Origin of the sequence: Microbacterium sp. SLBN-146, from assembly GCF_006715145.1 — a bacterium.
Classification (GTDB): Bacteria; Actinomycetota; Actinomycetes; order Actinomycetales; family Microbacteriaceae; genus Microbacterium.
Window position 1 is genome coordinate 129,403 of record NZ_VFMR01000001.1, and the last position, 17,225, is coordinate 146,627.

15 protein-coding genes are annotated in these 17,225 nt (G+C 69.2%); 5 read left to right on the top strand and 10 right to left on the bottom strand.

The features are described from left to right. Window positions 1-117: 117 nt before the first annotated feature. The 5 genes from FBY39_RS00420 to FBY39_RS00440 all read right to left on the bottom strand — a co-directional run bounded on the left by FBY39_RS00420 (window position 118) and on the right by FBY39_RS00440 (window position 6,821). Window positions 118-1,881 carry a beta-galactosidase family protein gene (locus tag FBY39_RS00420; RefSeq protein WP_141929723.1) on the bottom strand — a complete coding sequence of 588 codons (1,764 nt, stop codon included), beginning with the start codon at window positions 1,879-1,881 and terminating at the stop codon, window positions 118-120. Then, window positions 1,874-3,421, bottom strand: a complete 1,548-nt coding sequence (locus FBY39_RS00425) for an alpha-N-arabinofuranosidase (protein WP_141929724.1) — start codon at window positions 3,419-3,421, stop codon at window positions 1,874-1,876. Before FBY39_RS00425 ends, FBY39_RS00420 begins: the two co-directional genes overlap by 8 nt. A gap of 89 nt (window positions 3,422-3,510) precedes the next feature. Beyond that, window positions 3,511-4,857 carry a sugar ABC transporter substrate-binding protein gene (locus tag FBY39_RS00430; protein WP_141929725.1) on the bottom strand — a complete coding sequence of 449 codons (1,347 nt, stop codon included), beginning with the start codon at window positions 4,855-4,857 and terminating at the stop codon, window positions 3,511-3,513. A 91-nt stretch (window positions 4,858-4,948) separates the two neighbouring features. Continuing rightward, a complete protein-coding gene (locus FBY39_RS00435) occupies window positions 4,949-5,896 on the bottom strand; it encodes a carbohydrate ABC transporter permease (protein ID WP_141929726.1) in 948 nt (315 codons plus the stop codon). A 1-nt stretch (window position 5,897) separates the two neighbouring features. Then, window positions 5,898-6,821 carry a carbohydrate ABC transporter permease gene (locus FBY39_RS00440; protein ID WP_141929727.1) on the bottom strand — a complete coding sequence of 308 codons (924 nt, stop codon included), beginning with the start codon at window positions 6,819-6,821 and terminating at the stop codon, window positions 5,898-5,900. A gap of 122 nt (window positions 6,822-6,943) precedes the next feature. Here FBY39_RS00440 and FBY39_RS00445 point away from each other — a divergent pair, with 122 nt between their 5' ends. Then, entirely contained in the window at window positions 6,944-7,981 is a 1,038-nt protein-coding gene (locus tag FBY39_RS00445; RefSeq protein ID WP_141933746.1) for a LacI family DNA-binding transcriptional regulator, read from the top strand. 316 nt (window positions 7,982-8,297) lie between these two features. On the opposite strand, the gene FBY39_RS00450 is transcribed toward FBY39_RS00445, so the two are convergent. From FBY39_RS00450 to FBY39_RS00460, 3 genes are read right to left on the bottom strand one after another with little or no spacing between them, the layout of a single operon-like run. Continuing rightward, window positions 8,298-8,666 (bottom strand): CrcB family protein, encoded by a 369-nt coding sequence (locus tag FBY39_RS00450; RefSeq protein WP_141929728.1) that lies wholly within the window; start codon window positions 8,664-8,666, stop codon window positions 8,298-8,300. Next, window positions 8,663-9,082 (bottom strand): CrcB family protein, encoded by a 420-nt coding sequence (locus FBY39_RS00455; RefSeq protein ID WP_141929729.1) that lies wholly within the window; start codon window positions 9,080-9,082, stop codon window positions 8,663-8,665. Before FBY39_RS00455 ends, FBY39_RS00450 begins: the two co-directional genes overlap by 4 nt. After that, window positions 9,079-10,095 (bottom strand): glycerophosphodiester phosphodiesterase family protein, encoded by a 1,017-nt coding sequence (locus FBY39_RS00460; RefSeq protein WP_141929730.1) that lies wholly within the window; start codon window positions 10,093-10,095, stop codon window positions 9,079-9,081. Before FBY39_RS00460 ends, FBY39_RS00455 begins: the two co-directional genes overlap by 4 nt. Window positions 10,096-10,263: 168 nt before the next feature. Here FBY39_RS00460 and FBY39_RS00465 point away from each other — a divergent pair, with 168 nt between their 5' ends. From FBY39_RS00465 to ligD, 4 genes are all read left to right on the top strand, one after another. Then, on the top strand, window positions 10,264-11,181 hold the full coding sequence (locus FBY39_RS00465; protein ID WP_141933748.1) for a Bax inhibitor-1/YccA family protein: 918 nt from the start codon (window positions 10,264-10,266) through the stop codon (window positions 11,179-11,181). 93 nt (window positions 11,182-11,274) lie between these two features. Further along, on the top strand, window positions 11,275-13,305 hold the full coding sequence (locus FBY39_RS00470; RefSeq protein ID WP_141929731.1) for an alpha/beta hydrolase: 2,031 nt from the start codon (window positions 11,275-11,277) through the stop codon (window positions 13,303-13,305). 74 nt (window positions 13,306-13,379) lie between these two features. After that, entirely contained in the window at window positions 13,380-13,709 is a 330-nt protein-coding gene (locus FBY39_RS00475; protein ID WP_141929732.1) for a helix-turn-helix domain-containing protein, read from the top strand. A gap of 303 nt (window positions 13,710-14,012) precedes the next feature. Next, window positions 14,013-15,242 (top strand): non-homologous end-joining DNA ligase, encoded by a 1,230-nt coding sequence (ligD, locus tag FBY39_RS00480; protein ID WP_141929733.1) that lies wholly within the window; start codon window positions 14,013-14,015, stop codon window positions 15,240-15,242. A 111-nt stretch (window positions 15,243-15,353) separates the two neighbouring features. On the opposite strand, the gene FBY39_RS00485 is transcribed toward ligD, so the two are convergent. Next, window positions 15,354-16,748, bottom strand: a complete 1,395-nt coding sequence (locus tag FBY39_RS00485) for a glycosyltransferase (RefSeq protein WP_141929734.1) — start codon at window positions 16,746-16,748, stop codon at window positions 15,354-15,356. Further along, on the bottom strand, window positions 16,748-17,194 hold the full coding sequence (locus FBY39_RS00490) for a nitroreductase/quinone reductase family protein (protein ID WP_141929735.1): 447 nt from the start codon (window positions 17,192-17,194) through the stop codon (window positions 16,748-16,750). Before FBY39_RS00490 ends, FBY39_RS00485 begins: the two co-directional genes overlap by 1 nt. Window positions 17,195-17,225 lie beyond the last annotated feature (31 nt).

Below are 17,225 nucleotides of genomic sequence, written 5' to 3' on the forward strand. Positions count from 1 at the left end.
ATCGTGGTCGTCGATCGTGGTTTCCAGGAATTGTTTACGCAAACAATTAGCGGTAACACGGAGCATAGAACGCTGCCGGATGCTGCGCAACCGGCATCCCGGCCCCGGATTTCCGCCTTAAAACTCGGTATGCCCGAGATCGGGCTCCGAGACGAACCGCACGTGCGCCGGTGCCGCCTGGAGCTCGAAGATGATCAGTTCGTTCTCCCCCGCCCGGACGGCTGGTGCAGGGACGTACAGCGTGTGCTGGGGTCCGCGCGACCAGTACCGACCGAGGGGGAATCCGTTGATCCACGCGACGCCTTTGCCCCACGTGGACGTGTCGAGGTAGAGATCGGCCGGGGCATCCACCTCGAACCGCACGCGCGCGAACGCGGGCCCCACGACCGCGGCTCCGGGAGCGGAGGCTCCCTCCAGCGCAGTCCGGACGGGGTCGATCGACGAGACGTCGAACGTCAGGACGTCCCACTGCTCGACGGGTCGGCCGTCGACGCGGACGTCTCCGACGAGCCCCTTCGGCTCCCCGATGCGCGGGCCGTAGTTGACGCGCCCCTGGTCCTCCACGAGGAGCTGGAGCAGACCGGATGCATCGACGGGAAGCGCCAGCGCATGATCGTGGTGGTCGCGGGCGAGCACGCCGACGGGCACACCGTCGACGGAGACGAGAGCACGATCGCGTACCTCGTCGACCTCGAGCGCAGCGGACCCTTCGACATCGATTCGCGACCGGTACACCGCGAAGCCGGTGAAGGCGCCGAGCTCGTCCATCGTCGGCACGTGGGCGAACGACCGCCACTCGCCGAGCCGGTCGACGACCTCGGCGAGCGGCACCGCCTCGCCGATCGTCGCGGTCGGCGTCGGCGCCGGGCCGCGCGCGGAAGGGACATCGTCCTCCGCGAGGTCGGTGTACTTCGCGAGCACCTCGCGGAACGCCCAGTACTTCTCGGTGGGCGCTCCGGATTCGTCGAGCGGTGCGTCGTAGTCGTAGCTCGTGACGAGCGGCTGATACACGCCCTTGTCGTTCGCGCCGTTCGTGAAGCCGAAGTTCGTGCCGCCGTGGAACATGTAGAGGTTCACCGATGCGCCCGCGGCGAGCAGATCGTCGAGATCGCGTGCCGACTCCGCGACAGAGGTCGTGTGGTGGTGGGCTCCCCAGTGGTCGAACCACCCGTTCCAGAACTCCGAGCACATGAGCGGTCCGGTGGGCTGATGGCGCCGCAGGGTCGCGAGCCTCTCGATCGAACGGGAGCCGAACGACGCAGTCTTGTGGAGTTCCGGGAGACTGCCGTTCTCGAGCATCTCCGGTGTGGGCTGATCGACGGTCGTGAGCGGCACGGAGATTCCCACCCCGCGGTTGATCTCGATGAGACGCTGGAGATAGTCGCGGTCGGCGCCGTACGCGCCGTACTCGTTCTCGATCTGGACGAGGATGATGGGTCCGCCCCGATCGATCTGCCGCGGGACCAGCACGGGCGCGAGCTGGGCCATATATCGCTCGATCGCCGCGAGGTACTGCGGCTCGTTGCGCCGGACGCCCACGGTGCCCGACCGGAACAGCCATCCCGGCAGCCCGCCGTTGTCCCACTCGGCGCAGATGTACGGGCCGGGGCGGACGATCGCGTGCATTCCCTCGGCCGCGACATCGTCGAGGAAGCGTCCGAGATCCAGTCGACCGGTGAGATCGAACTCGTCGGCGCTCGGCGCGTGCGCGTTCCACGCGACGTAGGTCTCGATCGTGTTGAGCCCCATCTGCCGCGCCTTGCGGATGCGATCACGCCAGAGGTCCGGGTGCACGCGGAAGTAGTGCAGCGCGCCGGAGAGGATCTGGAAGGGGCGGCCGTCGAGTTCGAAGTTCTCGTCGCCGATGCGGAAGTCAGACAAGCGAGTCCTCCTCGGTCGCGGCCAGGTCGAGAACCGACCAGGACAGGGCGGGCACGGTCACCGAGACGACGCTCGATGCGCCGTCGTGCGTCACGTCGACCGCGGTGAGCGGAGCCATACCGACCGGCTGCGACGACACGGAGTTGGTGGCGTGGCGGTCTCCGCCGTCGGGCGTCGTCAGCGTCTCCGCATCGATCAGCACGGCCCCCGCCGCCGCCAGGTCGATCGTCAGTTCGGCAGCGTCGGTGGTCGATCGGTTGGTGATGAAGACACGGATCGACCCGCCGTCGACGGTGGCGACCGCATCCACGAGCGGGGCTCCCCCCACGAGCGCGGTGTCGTGAGTCGGCGCATCCACGACGGGGACAACGACGCGTCCCTTCGCGAGAGCGGCCGTCCGCTGGAAAGGGAAGAAGGTGGTCTGCCGCCACGCCGGGCCGCCGGGCTCGCACCGGATCGGTGCGATGACGTTGACGAGCTGCGCCTGATTGGCCATCGTCACTCGATCGGCGTGACGCAGGAGCGACGCGAGCAGGGAGCCGACGACGACGGCATCCGTGACCGAGTACTCGTCCTCGATGAGACGCGGATGCTCGGGCCACGCGCCCGTCAGCACGCGCGGCTTGTCGACCTCGTTCCAGCGCGTCTGGTACCAGACGTTCCACTCGTCGACGCTGATGCCGACGGGATGCGCGGAGTCGGGGCCCGCGCCCGCCTCGTCGATGATGGACGCGACGGTCTCGATGTACCGATCGAGCGCGGTGCCGGATGCCAGGAAGCTGTCGACGTCGCCGTCGCGCTCCTCGTAGTAGGCGTGGAGGGAGATGTGCTGGACGAGTCCCGCCGTGTGCCGGAGCACGGTCCGCTCCCACTCGCCGAACGTCGGCATCTCGGCGTTGGAGCTCCCCGCGGCGACGAGCTCGACCTCCGGATCGATGAAGCGCATCATGCGGGCCGTCTCCGCGGCGAGCCGTCCGTACTCGTCGGCGGTCTTATGACCGATCTGCCAGGGGCCGTCCATCTCGTTGCCGAGGCACCACAACCGGATTCCGAGCGGGGCGTCGGCGCCATGGGCGCGGCGGAGGTCCGACAGCGCGGTGCCACCGGGATGATTCGCGTACTCCAACACATCGGCAGCGGCCTCGATGCCGCGCGTGCCGAGGTTCACGGCGTACATCAGCTCGAGCCCGGCGTCGCGGGCCCAGTCGGCGAACTCGTGGAGCCCGACCTCGTTCGTCTCGCGGCTGTGCCACGCGGCATCCAGCCTCGCGGGACGCGCGTCGCGCGGCCCGACGCCGTCCTCCCAGCGATAGCCCGACACGAAGTTGCCGCCGGGATACCGCACGGTCGTCGCGCCCAGCTCGACGACGAGGTCCCGCACATCGGTGCGGAAGCCATCGGCATCCGCTGAGGGATGCCCGGGCTCGTAGATGCCCTCGTAGACGCAGCGCCCCATGTGCTCGACGAACGTGCCGAACAGACGGCGCGGCACGTCCGCGAGAGTGGCGCGCGGATCGATGGCCAGGCGGGCCGTGAACATCGGAGGACCTTTCGAAGAGTGGCGCGAAGGGATGCAAGGCGAGGGATGCGACGACCGTGCGGGCCGCCGCATCCCCCTCCTCACGGGGTTCAGTCGACGGTGAAGCCCTGCTGGTTGCCGTAGTCGACCAGCTGGTCCTGCCACTCCATGAGGCCGTCGTTGAGGTCGCCGGCGTTCAGGTACGACTGCCCGACGGTGTCACCGAAGATGCTGTTCGCGTAGACCTGGTAGGGCAGGTACTGCCAGCCGCTCGGAACGTTCCCCGCGGCGTCGACGAGCACCTCGTTGATCTTCTGACCGCCGAAGTACTCCGACTCGGCGTTGAGGAACTCCTCGGACTCCAGGTCGGCCGTCGTCGCCGGGAAGCCGCCCGATGCGAGGAAGACCTCGATGGATGCCGGGTCGGAGTTGAGCCACTTGAGGAAGGCCGCCGCGAGCGCGGGGTTCTCACTCTGCTTGAGGACGACCTGGCCGCCGCCGCCGTTCTCGGCCGACACGGGCGTCCCGTCGTAGGTCGGCATGGGCGCGACGCGCCAGTCGCCCGCACCGTCGGGGATGGAGGATTCGAACACACCGGGCATCCAGGCGCCGGTCAGCAGCGTCGCGATCGTGCCGTCGCCGAGGCCGCGGTACCACTCGTCGCTCCAGGCCGGGATGGTGGAGAGGAGGTCGCCTTCGACGAGGCGGTTCCAGTTGTCGGCCCACTTCTTGGAGCCCTCGTCCTGGAGGTCGATCGTGACGTCGGTGCCGTCGGCACTGAACGGCTGGCCACCTGCCTGCCAGATCATGCTCGTCGTGAAGCCGGCGTCACCCGTGTCGGCGGCGATGTACGCGTCGGGATTGGCGGCGTGCAGCTGCTCGGCCGCAGCGACGTACTCGTCGTACGTCGTGGGGACCTCGATGCCGTACTCGTCGAAGACGCTCGCGTTGTAGAACATGGCCATGGGACCGGAGTCCTGGGGCAGTCCGTAGACGGCGTCGCCGACCGTGACGGCGCCCCACGGTCCGGGGGTGTACTGATCCTCGAGGTCGCCGAACCCGTAGGGGGTGAGGTCGACGAGCGCGTCGGCGAGGGCGAACTGCGGGATCGCGTAGTACTCGACCTGCGCGACATCCGGGGCGCCCGAGCCCGCCGTGATGGCGTTCTGGAGCTTCGTGTACTCCTCGGTGTTGGTGCCGGCGTTGACGAGGTTGACGGTGACGTTCGGGTACTCCTCCTCGAACGCGGCGACCTGCGCCTCGGCGGACGGCGTCCAGCTCCAGTACGTGATCTCGCCGCCGGCCTCGAGCGCTGCCTCGAGCTCGTCGGCGCTGCCGCCGCCCCCGGCGGAACCGCCGTCCGATGAGCAGCCGGCGAGCGTCAAGCCGAGCGCGAAGACGGATGCTGTGGCCACGGCGACTGTGCGCAGGCGCCGTGAGGTGGTGATTGTCGACATCGGGTTTTCCTTTCGTGAGTTCACTTCGTTGTGCAGGGAGTGGGCGGGTGCCCGGGGAAGAAGGAAGGGCGTGGAGCGGTCGCCGTCAGGGTCACTGCTTGACGCTTCCCGCGCTGAGGCCCGACTGCCAGAACCGCTGGAGGAACAGGAAGGCCACGACGATGGGCACGATCGTGAGCAGCGACCCCGTGATGACGAGGTTGTAGATCGGCTGCGCGGCCACCCCCGAGGCCTGCGCGCTCCACTGGCTGAGGCCGACGGTGAGGGGGTACCAGGTCGGCTCGCTCAGCATGATGAGCGGGAGGAAGTAGTTGTTCCAGGTCGCGACGACGGCGAACAGCAGCACCGTGACGATGCCGGGGGCGAGAAGCCGCAGGGAGATCGTGAAGAACGTCCGGAACTCCCCCGATCCGTCCATCCGCGCCGCTTCGAGAAGCTCGGTGGGCACCGCGTCGACGGCATACGTCCAGATGAGATACAGACCGAACGGGCTGATGAGCGAGGGCAGGATGACGGCCCACGGCGTGTTCGTGAGGCCCAGCTGGCTGAACATCAGGAACGTGGGAACCGCGAGGGCCGTCCCGGGGATCGCGATCGCGCCGAGCACGACCGCGAAGACCGCCCGACGCCCGGGGAAGTCGTACTTCGCCATGCCGTAGCCCGCGACGGTCGCGAGGAGCGTCGCACCGCCCGCGCCGACGACGACGTAGAGCAGTGTGTTGCCGAACCACTGCACGAAGATCCCGTTGCGGTACGTGAGGGTGTCGACGATGTTCTGCCACAGGTTGAAGTCCGACCCGAACCACAGCCCGAAGGTCGAGAAGAGGTCGCCCTGGTCCTTCGTGGCGTTGATGAGCAACCACGCGAGAGGAACGATCGAGTAGATGATGAAGACGGTCATGACGATCGTGAGGACGATCGACTTCCGCTGCCGCGGCGGCGTGCGGCGGATGTAGTTGGGCCGACGCCGGAACGCCCTCGCGGGCGCCTGGACGATGGCCTCGGTCGAGTCGGCGGTGTTCGCTGCCTGGACGCTCATCTCAGCGCACCTCCTGTCGGGAGCCGCGCAATTGCACGATGTATGCGATCGCGGCCGTGATGATCCCCATCACGATGGCGACCGTCGCGGAGTAGTTGAACTGCTGGCCCGCGAAGGAGAGGTTGTACGCGTACATGTTGGGCGTGAAGTAGCTCGAGATCACGTTGGGGGCGAGGTTCTTGAGGAGGTTGGGCTCGTTGAACAGCTGGAAGCTCCCGATGATCGAGAAGATCGTGGCGATGACGAGAGATCCGCGCAGAGCCGGGATCTTGATGCCCGAGATGATGCGGAACTGATCGGCGCCGTCGATCTCGGCCGCTTCGTACAGCTCGGTGGGGATGACCTTGAGCGCCGAGTAGAAGATGAGCATGTTGTAGCCCAGGAACTCCCACGTGACGATGTTGCCGATGGAGGCGAGGATCCACTCGCTGCTGAAGGGCTGCAGCAGGTCGAATCCGATGAGGTCGTTGATCGAGCCCGACAGTCCGAACTGATTGCCGTAGATGAAGCCCCAGATGAGGGCCGCGACGACGCCGGGGACGGCATACGGCAGGAAGATCGCGATGCGGAAGAAGCCGCTGCCGTGGAGCCTCGCACTGTCGATGGCGAGAGCGGCGACGAGCGAAAGCGCCAGCATGATCGGCACCTGCACGACGAGGAACAGCGTGACGCGGAAGAGCGACTCCCAGAACTTCGGGTCTTGGAAGAGCGCCGCGTAGTTCTCCAGTCCGACGAAGGCGTTGCCGCCGACGAGCTGCTGGCGGAAAAGCGTGAGGATGAGCGCATACACGACCGGCGCCACGAGCACGGCGACGAAGACGATCATGAAGGGGCCGATGAACGCCCATCCGCGCCAGTCCCTGCGAGGACGAGCGGACCGGCGGACGAGCGGCTGAGCCGCGGGCGGTGCTGACGCCGTCGTCATAGTCCAATTCCTTCGTTGAAATCGATCCCGGATGTTTACGCGAACATCTCGGATCGTGAGCATAACATGTTTGCGTAACCATGCACACGATAGGCTTCAACGAAGACGGGGAACAGGGAGCGATGACGCTGATGGGCACCGACAGATCACGACGACGCGCGGCATCCATGGCCGACGTCGCTCGACACGCAGGCGTGTCGTCGCAGACGGTGTCCCGCGTGGCGAACGGTCTGAACAACGTCGACCAGTCGACCCGCGAGAAGGTGCTCGCGTCGATGCGGGCCGTGGGATACCGGCCGAACGGCGCAGCACGAGCCTTGAAGTACGGGCGTTTCCACACGATCGGCGTCATCATGTTCACCCTCGAGACGCTCGGGAACGTGCGGACCCTCGACGCGATCGCGACGGAGGCAGGGGCCGCCGACTACACGCTCACCCTCATGCCCGTCCCCGACCCGACGATGGGGGCGGTCTCCGGCGCCTATCGCCGACTCACCGAGCAGGCCGTCGACGGCATCATCATCGTGTTCGAGGCGTCGCTGCTCGACCGTGTGGAGATCACCCTGCCGCCGGGCCTTCCCGTCGTCGTCATCGACTCCAATGCGGGATCGGGTCTCGCCGTCGTCGATACGGATCAGGCGCTCGGCGCGCGCCAGGCCACCGAGCACCTGCTCGGGCTGGGCCACCGCAACGTGTGGCATATCGCCGGACCCACGTCGTCGTTCTCCGCCTCGCACCGCGCCGAGTCGTGGCGCGCGACACTCGAGCGCGCGGGGATCGAGCCTCCCGAGATGCACCACGGCGACTGGACGACCGAGGGCGGGTATCGCATCGGCCTCGAGCTCGGTCGCCGCCCCGAGGTGACCGCCGTGTTCGCCGCGAACGATCAGATGGCGCTCGGCGCGATGAAGGCGTTCCACGAGCTGGGGCGCGATATCCCCGGTGACGTCAGCGTCGTCGGCTTCGACGACATGGACGAGGCCCGCGCCTTCTGGCCGCCGCTGACGTCCGTGCGGCAGAACTTCCGCGAGGTCGGCAGGATCGCGATGGAGAACCTGCTCGCCCAGATGGCCGACCCCGACCGCGCCCCCGACATCACCCTCATCCCGACGGAACTCATCGTCCGCGAGAGCAGCGGCCCCCCGCGCCCCCGCGCCTGACCCCGGCATTCCCCCACCCCGGCCCGCCGCGCTCCGGTCCGCATCGCGCTCCGGCCCGCCGCGGCATCCGCTCGCCCGGTCCGCATCGCGCCCCGGTCCGCCGCGGCATCGGCTCGCCCGATCCGCCGAGAAGACCCAAACCGCGCCGAAATCGGCCCGGATACAACCGTTCGAGTCTTCTCGACGACGCGAGGCAGCCCCGACCGAAGACCCCGGGCCCTTCGCCGAGAAGACCCGAACTGCTCCCGAGAGAGCGAATTGGCGACGGTTTGAGTCTTCTCGGCAACGGGCGGGAGGGAGGCGCGGGGCGGACGAGTCAGAGCGCTCGGGCGAGGAGGAGCCCGAGAGCTGCGGCGAGCACCGTCACCAGCACCGTTGCCAGGGCGTTCGCGAGCGCGCTCCCCCAGGCACGGCGTTCGACGAGCAGCACGGTGTCCACGATCGCGGTGCTGAACGTCGTGTAGCCGCCGAGCACACCGGCCCCGAGGACGAAGAGCCACGCGGCCTCCCCCTCCGCGAGGCCCGTCACGAACCCGAGGAGGAGCGAACCCGTCGTGTTGACGACGAGAATCCCCCACGGGAACCGGGTTCCCAGCATCCGCGTGACGGCGGCATCGACGACGAACCGCGCCGCCGCACCGATGCCTCCCCCGAGCGCTGCCAGCACGAAGACGAGGGCGTTCATGGTGCGGCATCCGTCGTCGTGGGATGCCGCGGCGGCAAGCGCCTCCCGAGAACGAGCCCGATCGCGGCCAGCACCAGGCCGCCCGCGACACTGCCCACGGCATAGAGAACGCCCACCCCCGGCTCGGACTGGAGGAGGAGCGCCGTGTCCGTCGCGAGCGCGCTGTACGTCGTGAACCCGCCGATGGCGCCCGTTCCGACGAAGAGCCGCATCTCGCGCCGTCGCGGCGTCTCCTCGCGACGACCCAGGGCCCCGATGAGCAGGCCGAGTGCCAGTGACCCGACGAGGTTCACGGTGAGCACTCCCCACGGGATGCCACCCTCCCCCGCCGCCGTGAGCACGACCGCCTCGCGGGCCGCCGTGCCGATCACGCCGCCCGCGAACACGAGGAGCACGAGCCGCAGGGGAGGCCTCACGGACCCTCCCGGAAGAATCCGACGCCGAGATCCGGATGGTCGACGAAAACGCCGTCCACACCGGCATCCCGGATCACGCCCCACTCTCCCTGCCAGTCGCCGAAGGCGCCGGGCGAACGAGACGACCGGAACTGGCCGATGAGGAACGTATTCTCGGGGCGGCATGTCCACGTGAAGACCCGTAGCCCGCGCGCATGCGCGTCGGCGACGATCGGGGTCGGTCCCGTCAGCCGGCCGAGCTTGTCGGGGGCGAGGATCATCCTCTTGTCGACGCTGATCCCGTCGACGAGGCCGACGAGCGCGTCGAGGCCCGCGGGCGCCGCGGTCTCGCGGTACGTGGGCGCCCCCTTGCCCTTCCGAACCACAAGGTCGTACGGGCGCCCCGCGGCCTCCAGCAGGTAGATGTACAGCGCAGGGATGCCGCGTTCCCGCAGGCGCAGCAGCACGGTCGATTCGAACGCCTCGATCGTGAGCGGCAGCTGCCCGCGGCTCCAGCCGGCGGCATCGAGCTCCGCGTGGACGAGGTCGGCGACGTCCCACCCGAGGCTCTCGAAGTAGGTCGCGTGCTTGATCTCCAGCACGACGCCGACTTCGCGTCCCTGTTCGAGCGAGCCCGCGCGCACGAGGTCGAGGACGTCCCGGAGTCGCAGCACCGGCTGCTCGTCATCGAAGGAAGAACTCGAGGGACGCACCTGGGGAAGCCGCTCACGGCACCGCAGCCTCGCGAGTTCGTCCCACGTGAAGTCCTCCGTGAACCAGCCGGTGAGCTCTTTCCCGTCGATCGTCTTCGTCGCCCGTCGACCGGCGAACTCGGGACGCTCGGCGACATCCGTCGTCCCGGAGATCTCGTTCTCGTGACGCACGACGAGCACGCCGTCCTTCGAGACGACGACGTCGGGTTCGACGGCGTCCACACCCATCGCCAGCGCGAGGTCGTACGACGAGCGCGAGTGCTCGGGCCGATACCCGGGGGCGCCCCGGTGGCCGATGACGAGCGGATGGCGGCGCGGCACCGTCCCAGGCTAGTGCGCGCACCCCGTCGCATCCGTGTCACGCGGCCGCGTGAACGGCGCTCATAGCCCACTCACAGTCGTCGTCAGGGAGCCGTGGGGCACCCGTCCGGTATCGTTGACGCCAGTACAGCACAGCGCTGGCAACCCCGACTTTGGAGTGTGAGAGCAGTGGCCCTCAACAACCCCGCATTCAACAACCCGGCCTTCCAGGACCCGAAGGCCGTCCGCACGTACCCCGGCGGCTCGCAGGCGGCCAACCTGGGCGGCAACACGCAGTTCGCGACCGCCCAGCGAGCCGGCACCGACGCCGCCGCGCAGGCCCACCTCGAGGGCATGTACGCAGCCCCTTCGGCGGGCGCGGTCGAGACCGACCGCATGTCGTACGAAGACACCATTTGGAAGACGGTAGGCCTCTTCGGCATCCTTCTCGTCGGCGCCGTCGCGGGCTGGATCTGGACGATGGCACCCGTCGCCGAGACCGGCGCACCCACGATCCTTCCCTGGATCATCGGCGCGCTCGTCGGGTTCGTGCTCTCGATGGTCATCATCTTCACGTCGCGCAAGAAGATCCGCCCCGCGCTGATCTTCGCGTACGCCGCGTTCGAGGGACTCTTCGTCGGAGGCATCTCGGCCTTCTTCGAGATGATGTTCGAGGGCATCGTCCTGCAGGCGACGCTCGCGACCCTCTCGGTCGTCGGCGTGACCCTCGCGCTCTTCGCGAGCGGCAAGATCCGCGCGTCGAAGCGGGCGACGAAGATCTTCCTCATCGCGATGTTCGGCTACCTGGCCTTCTCGCTCGTGAACGTCCTGCTCATGGTCTTCAACGCTCCGATCGCGGGTGGCCCCTTCGGCCTGCTGAGCCAGGAGGGCCCGCTCGGCATCCCGTGGGGCGTCATCATCGGCGTGTTCGTCGTCATCATGGCCGCCTACTCGCTCGTGCTCGACTTCGATTCGATCCAGCGCGGCGTCCGCAACGGCGCCCCGCGTCAGTACGGCTGGCTCGGCGGCTTCGGCATCATGGTCACCGTCGTCTGGCTCTACGTCGAGATCCTGCGCATCATCGCGATCGTCCGCGGCAGCAACTAGTCTCCGCGTCAGCGTTCGCACGAAGGGTCGCCTGCGGGCGGCCCTTCGTCGTTCCCGCACGGCCGGTTTCTCGTCGCCGCTTATAGTGTCGGGATGAGTGCGTCGCGGCATCCGTTCACGAAACTGCTCGCGAGGACCCTCGTCGTAGCCGCTCTCACGGGAGCCTTCTCTCTCACGGATGCCGGTTCGCCTTCGCGCGCCACAGCAGCTCCCGTCCCTGCTCCCGCCGCGACGTACGACGTGGACGAGTGCGTCGAGGAACTCCCCCTCGCCTACCGCGACCGCGTGCGGTGCGGCACCTTGACCGTGCCGGAGCGTCGCGGCGACGGTGCCGACCCCGAGCGCACGCTCGAGCTTCCGGTCACGATCATCGAAAGCAATTCGGCCGATCCTGCCGCCGATCCGCTCGTCATCCCCACGGGCGGTCCGGATGGGGTGACGACCGGGGAACTGCCGTCCTTCCTCGCGGACGCCGAGTGGGCGACGGACGGGCGCGACCTCATCCTGATCGAGCAGCGCGGCGGGCTGCGGGCGGAGCCCTCGCTCGCGTGCCCCGAGCTGTCGCTGACGCAGTTCATCGATGACGGCACGCTCCTCTCCGGGGACGCTGCCGACGTCCGGCGCGTGCGGCAGATCGAGCGATGCCGTGATCGCCTCACGGAAGACGGCGTCGACCTCGGCGCATACACGAGCGCCGCGACAGCCGCGGACCTCGCCGAGCTTCGCGCCGTGCTCGGCTACGACGCCTGGAATCTCTACGCGCGTTCCTACAGTTCCCGCCTCGCGCTGACGACGATGCGCGACCGCCCCGATGGACTGCGCGCGGTCATCCTCGACGGCGCCTATCCGCCTCAGCTGAACCGCTACGAAGCCGCGCCCGCGGCGACCCTCGACGCCCTTTCGGCACTTCTGGCCCGGTGCGAGAGTGTCGAGCGCTGCCGGACGGCCTACCCGGAGTTGAGGGAGAGTCTGGAGGACGTCCTCGATCGTGCCGCCGACGCGCCGATCACGATCGAGGCGACGGCGCCGGTGGAGCGATCCGCGCTCCGCGTCGAGTTGACGGATGCCGCGGTGCTCGACGGCCTCACCTCGGCGCTTCGCGACCCGCGCTCGGCGCGCATTCTGCCGTTCGTGATCGATCAGCTCTCCGCAGGCAACGACGACGTCATCCTCCCGTTGGTCGAAGCGAACCTCGCGGGGTTCGAAGCGAGAACGGGTCTTGAACTCTCACTCGAGTGTGCCGAGGAGGTGCCGTTCAACGACGACGCGCGCATTCAGGAGGCTCTCGGCGCGGACCCCCTGCTCGATCATCTCCGCGTGCCTCCCGTGAGGGAGGAGTGCGAGGCCTGGGGTGTCGCGGCGCTCGGAGATAACGAGAGGGCGGCCGTGACCAGCGGCATCCCGACACTCATCGCCACGGGCGGCCTCGATCCTCAGACGCCGCCCAGCTGGGCCGCCACCGCCGCCGAGGGGCTCTCGCAGGGATTCGTCGTCGACTTCGCGAACATGGGCCAGGGCGCCGTGTGGCGGGCGGACTTCGACGCGTGCGCGGCATCCGTCGCGGCGGCTTTCCTGCGCGACCCGACCGTCGCTCCCAGCGCGCCGTGCATCGGGCGCGCCGCGAGCACCGCCTTCCTCACGACGGCGGACATCGACCCCTCCTCGGCGATGTACCGTCTGGACCGCGATCTCGCCCGCGACCGCGACCCCGTTCAGCTCGGGCTCGCGGCGGTGCTCCTCCTCGCGCTCGGCGCGACCCTCGTCTACGGCATGTCCTACGGCGTGATGTGGCTCGCGCGGCGACGCGGCCCGGCGCCGGAGGGTGCCGTCCTCGCCGCGTCTGTCGCGGCTGCGGCGAACCTCGCGTATGCGGGGGCGCTCGCGGCGATCGCGATCCGCGCCGATCCCGTCCTTCTCGACTTCGGACTGCCCGCGGGCGCATGGCCTCTCGTCCTGCTGCCGTTCGTCGGGATCGCGTCCACGATCGTGCTCGTCGTCCTGCTCGTTCGCGCGTGGCGCGGCGGAGACGGCACGAGCGGGCATCGGGTCGCACTCTCGCTCGCTGCGGTCGCGTCCATCGTGTTCGCCGTGTGGCTTCTCGCCCGCGGGTTCCTCTCACTGTGACGTCGGCCGACACGGCGTTCTGCCGTGAGCGGAACCTCCCGACGCGATCGCCGTGGCTCACGTACCGTATGGCCATGGCCGAGCTCATCCCGATGCCGACGAAGAGCGCTCCGACACCGGAACCCTTGTGGCGGGAGCTCGTGGGTGAGCGCCTGCGGCACCTGCGGCACGAGCGCGGCGAGCGACTCACCGACACGGCCGAGCGCGCCGGGGTGTCACCGCAGTATCTGTCCGAGGTCGAGCGCGGCTTGAAGGAACCCTCGAGCGAGATGGTCGCCGCGATCGCCGGCGCCCTCGATCAGTCGCTGCTCGACCTGGCCGCGGGCGTCGTCGAGGATCTCCGCGACCGCTCCCGTGCCACCGCCGAGCCCGCGCGCCGCACCCCCTTCGCCCTCTCCGCCTGATCCGCTCCCCCGCCCCGCCCCGCCGCAACCCGGCACCCGGCCCGCCGGCGTGAACCCGAGCCCCTGTCGCCGAGAAGACCCGAACCGTCCGATTTCGGCGTCCGCGCCAGCAGTTCGAGTCTTCTCGGCATCCGTACCCTCACCGTGCCGGGCCGACCCTCGCGCCGCGCCGCCGCCCGGCGCCCCGCTGCCGAGAAGACCCGAACTGCGCGATTCCGCGGCGAAAGGCCGCAGTTCGGGTCTTCTCGGCGGACAGGAGCCCGAGCCGGGCCGGAGCCGGGCCGAGGGGGTAGCGTGAGCGGGGTGAGCGCGCGCAAGGAAGTGTTCCTCGACGTCGGCGGCCACGAGGTGCGTATCTCGAGCCCCGACAAGGTCGTGTTCCCCGAGCCCGGGCTGACGAAGCTCGACATCGTCGAGTACTACCTCTCGGTATCGGACGCCGCGCTGCGCGGCGCGGGCGGACGCCCCATGGTCCTCAAGCGCTTCGTGAAGGGCATCGCCGAAGAGGCGTTCTTCCAGAAGCGCGTGCCCGAGAACCACCCCGACTTCATCGACACCGCGACGCTCCACTACGCGCGAGGCACCTCCGCGGAGGAGGCCGTCATCAGGGATGCCGCGGGCCTGGCCTGGATCGTCAACCTCGGGTGCCTCGACCTCAACCCCCACCCGGTGCGCGCCGAGGACCTCGATCACCCCGACGAGCTGCGCATCGACCTCGACCCGATGCCCGGCGTCGACTGGTCGCAGATCGTCGACGTCGCCTTCGTGGCACGCGAGGTGCTCGACGACGTCGGGCTCGTCGGCTGGCCGAAGACGAGCGGATCGCGCGGCCTCCACATCCTCGTCCGCATCGCCCCGCGGTGGGACTTCCGCGACGTCCGTCTCGCCGCGGAAACCCTCGCCCGCGAAGTCGAGAACCGCGCACCCGGTTTGGCGACGGCGCGATGGTGGAAAGAGGAACGCGGCGAGAGCGTCTTCGTCGACTTCAATCAGAACGCCAAGGATCGCACGGTCGCCTCCGCCTACTCCGTGCGACCGCTTCCGGATGCCCGCGTGTCGACGCCGCTCGAATGGGACGAGGTCCGCGTGCGACGTCCCGAGGAGTTCACCGTCCGCACCGTCCCGGCCCGCTACGCCGACATCGGCGATCCGCACGAAGGGATCGATGCCGCGCCGGGAACCCTCGACGGCCTCCTCCAGCTCGCCGCCGACCTCGGCCCCGCGGAGAAGCCCCCGCGTGGGACGGACGGGTCGGGACGCCGCGCATCGACGATGCCGCTCATCGAGATCGCGCGTACGAAAACGAAGCCCGAAGCCGTTGCGGCGCTGACGCAATGGAAGGCGCAGCATCCCGCCGCCGCCGCGCAGCTTCATCCCGCTGACGAACTGGTGGACGGAATGCGGGGTTCGTCGTCGCTCTGGTACCGCGTGCGCGTGAACCTGCAGCACGTGCCCGAGGCGGAGAGGCCCCCGCAAGAGAAACTGCTCGCCGATTACGACCCGTGGGCGGGCAAGACCTGGCCGGGTCGCTGACAAGACGGATACCGCAAGCCGGCGTGCCATAACTCCACCTCAGGTGCCCCTTGCGTCCCGGTCAGGGTGCCGCAGCCCCCGCTCAGACGGAGTTATGACACACGGCCCGTGTCAGCGGCGGCGGCTCGGGCGTCCGAGAACGTCGCGCGCGGCCTGCGCGAGCGCCGCCATGGCGTGTGCGGGGTCGACCGCTCGCGCCGACTGCACGGCTTCGACGGCCAGGCGGTGGTGCAGGTCCGGGTCGCTCAGCACGCTGACGATCGCGTCTGCGAGCGCGGGGACGTCACCGTCGGGAACGAGCACGCCACCGCCGCGGCCGAGGAGCTCCCGCGGGCCGTACGGCGCGTCGTACGACACGACGGGGCATCCGTCGGCGAGCGCCTCCACGATCGCGAGGCCCTGGCCTTCGTACGCGGACGTCGAGAGGTAGGCCGCCGCTTCACGCAGCACCCGACCCGGCTGCTCGGTCGAGCCCCGCAGCACGACGCGCGCTTCGAGGCCGAGCTCGTCGATGAGCGCCTGCACGGCAGCCTTCTCGGGGCCGTCACCGTAGATGTCGAGCGTCGCGTCGGGCACGCGCGCGACGACGTCGGCGAACGCCCGAACGGCGTGATCGAGCCGTTTTCCAGGCGCGAGCCGGTTGAGCATCACGACGCGGCCGTGCACCCTCTCAGACGAGGAAGGGACGGATGCCGCGGCCTCGACGCCGTGCGGCACGACAAGGTGCACGCCGGTGTCTGCGAAGCGGTCGGTCACGTCGGCCCGTTGGGCTTCCGTGGGCCACAGGACGGCGTCGAACCTCTCCGCGAGTGAGAACCACCGCTCCCACAGGGCATTGACGGGAGCGTCGGGCGTGTACGGCGGCTCCAGGTGGACCGTGTGCACGGTGTGCAGCAGTCGGACGGACTCGTCGTCCCACCCCGCGATGAGCTCGCCGAGCTGACGGGACTCGCAGATCACGATGACGGGCCGGTCCGCGGCATCCGCTCGAAGTCCCTCGACGACGGCGGCGAGCCATGCGCGATACAGGGCGCCGAAGCCGTCGACGACACCGGCGACGCGTCCGGAAGAGTCGTAGGCGACGACCGGGGCGTCGCTGATGTGCCAGTCGGGATCACCCGCGATGACGGGGAGCCCGACGGCCGGGCCTCCCGAAGCGTCGGCGACGACGCGGTACTCCAGGGCAGGATCAGGATCCCCCGGATGCACCGCGTCGAGGAGCCATCCGGCGGCACCGCCGTTGTCCGCGGCCGCCTCGTCGAAGAGGTTGCGCATGCGGTCGGGAGACGTGATGAGGTCGCGTCCGTCGAACGCCGCGCGGTGGCGGGCGTGATCAGCCGGGGTGCCGGGATCGACGGTCAGGAGCAGCGGCCCTCGCCCTCCGTGCACTCCCGCCGCCGCCATCTGACGGGCTCGAGCCAGGGTGGCGAGGGTGTATCCGCCGTCCATGTCGGGGATGAGCCGACTGGAGAGGATGACGTACTCCGCCTCGGGGAACTCAGCCATCAGGATGCCGCCACGATGCGGAAGACCGGGAAATCGGGCGCGATCTCGCGCAGACGCTCGTCGGGCGATGACGCGTCGACACCCTCGAAGAAGCGCCCCACCTCCCACGCCCATGCCGTGAGGTAGGCGCGCAGGATCGGCGGCTTCTCGGCGTCGGGCACTTCGTCGATACGGATCTCCTCGATGCGGCGCCCACTCGCGAGGCGTCCCTCACGGGAGACGCGGATGTTCCGGACCCACTGCGTATGACCGCGCGGCGAGACGAGATATCGTTCGCCGCCGACGCGGAGCGGATTGACGGGCGTCGATCGCCACTCCCCACTCGATCGACCGCGGACCGACAGCACGCGACTGCCGGCGAGCGGCAGCCCGATCTTCGTCAGCCATCCCACGACGCCGTTGAAGACTCCGTCGATTCCGGTCGGCTTGACGTAGCGACGTGTCATCGCGCCATCATCCCACGGGGCGCGTCTGTGT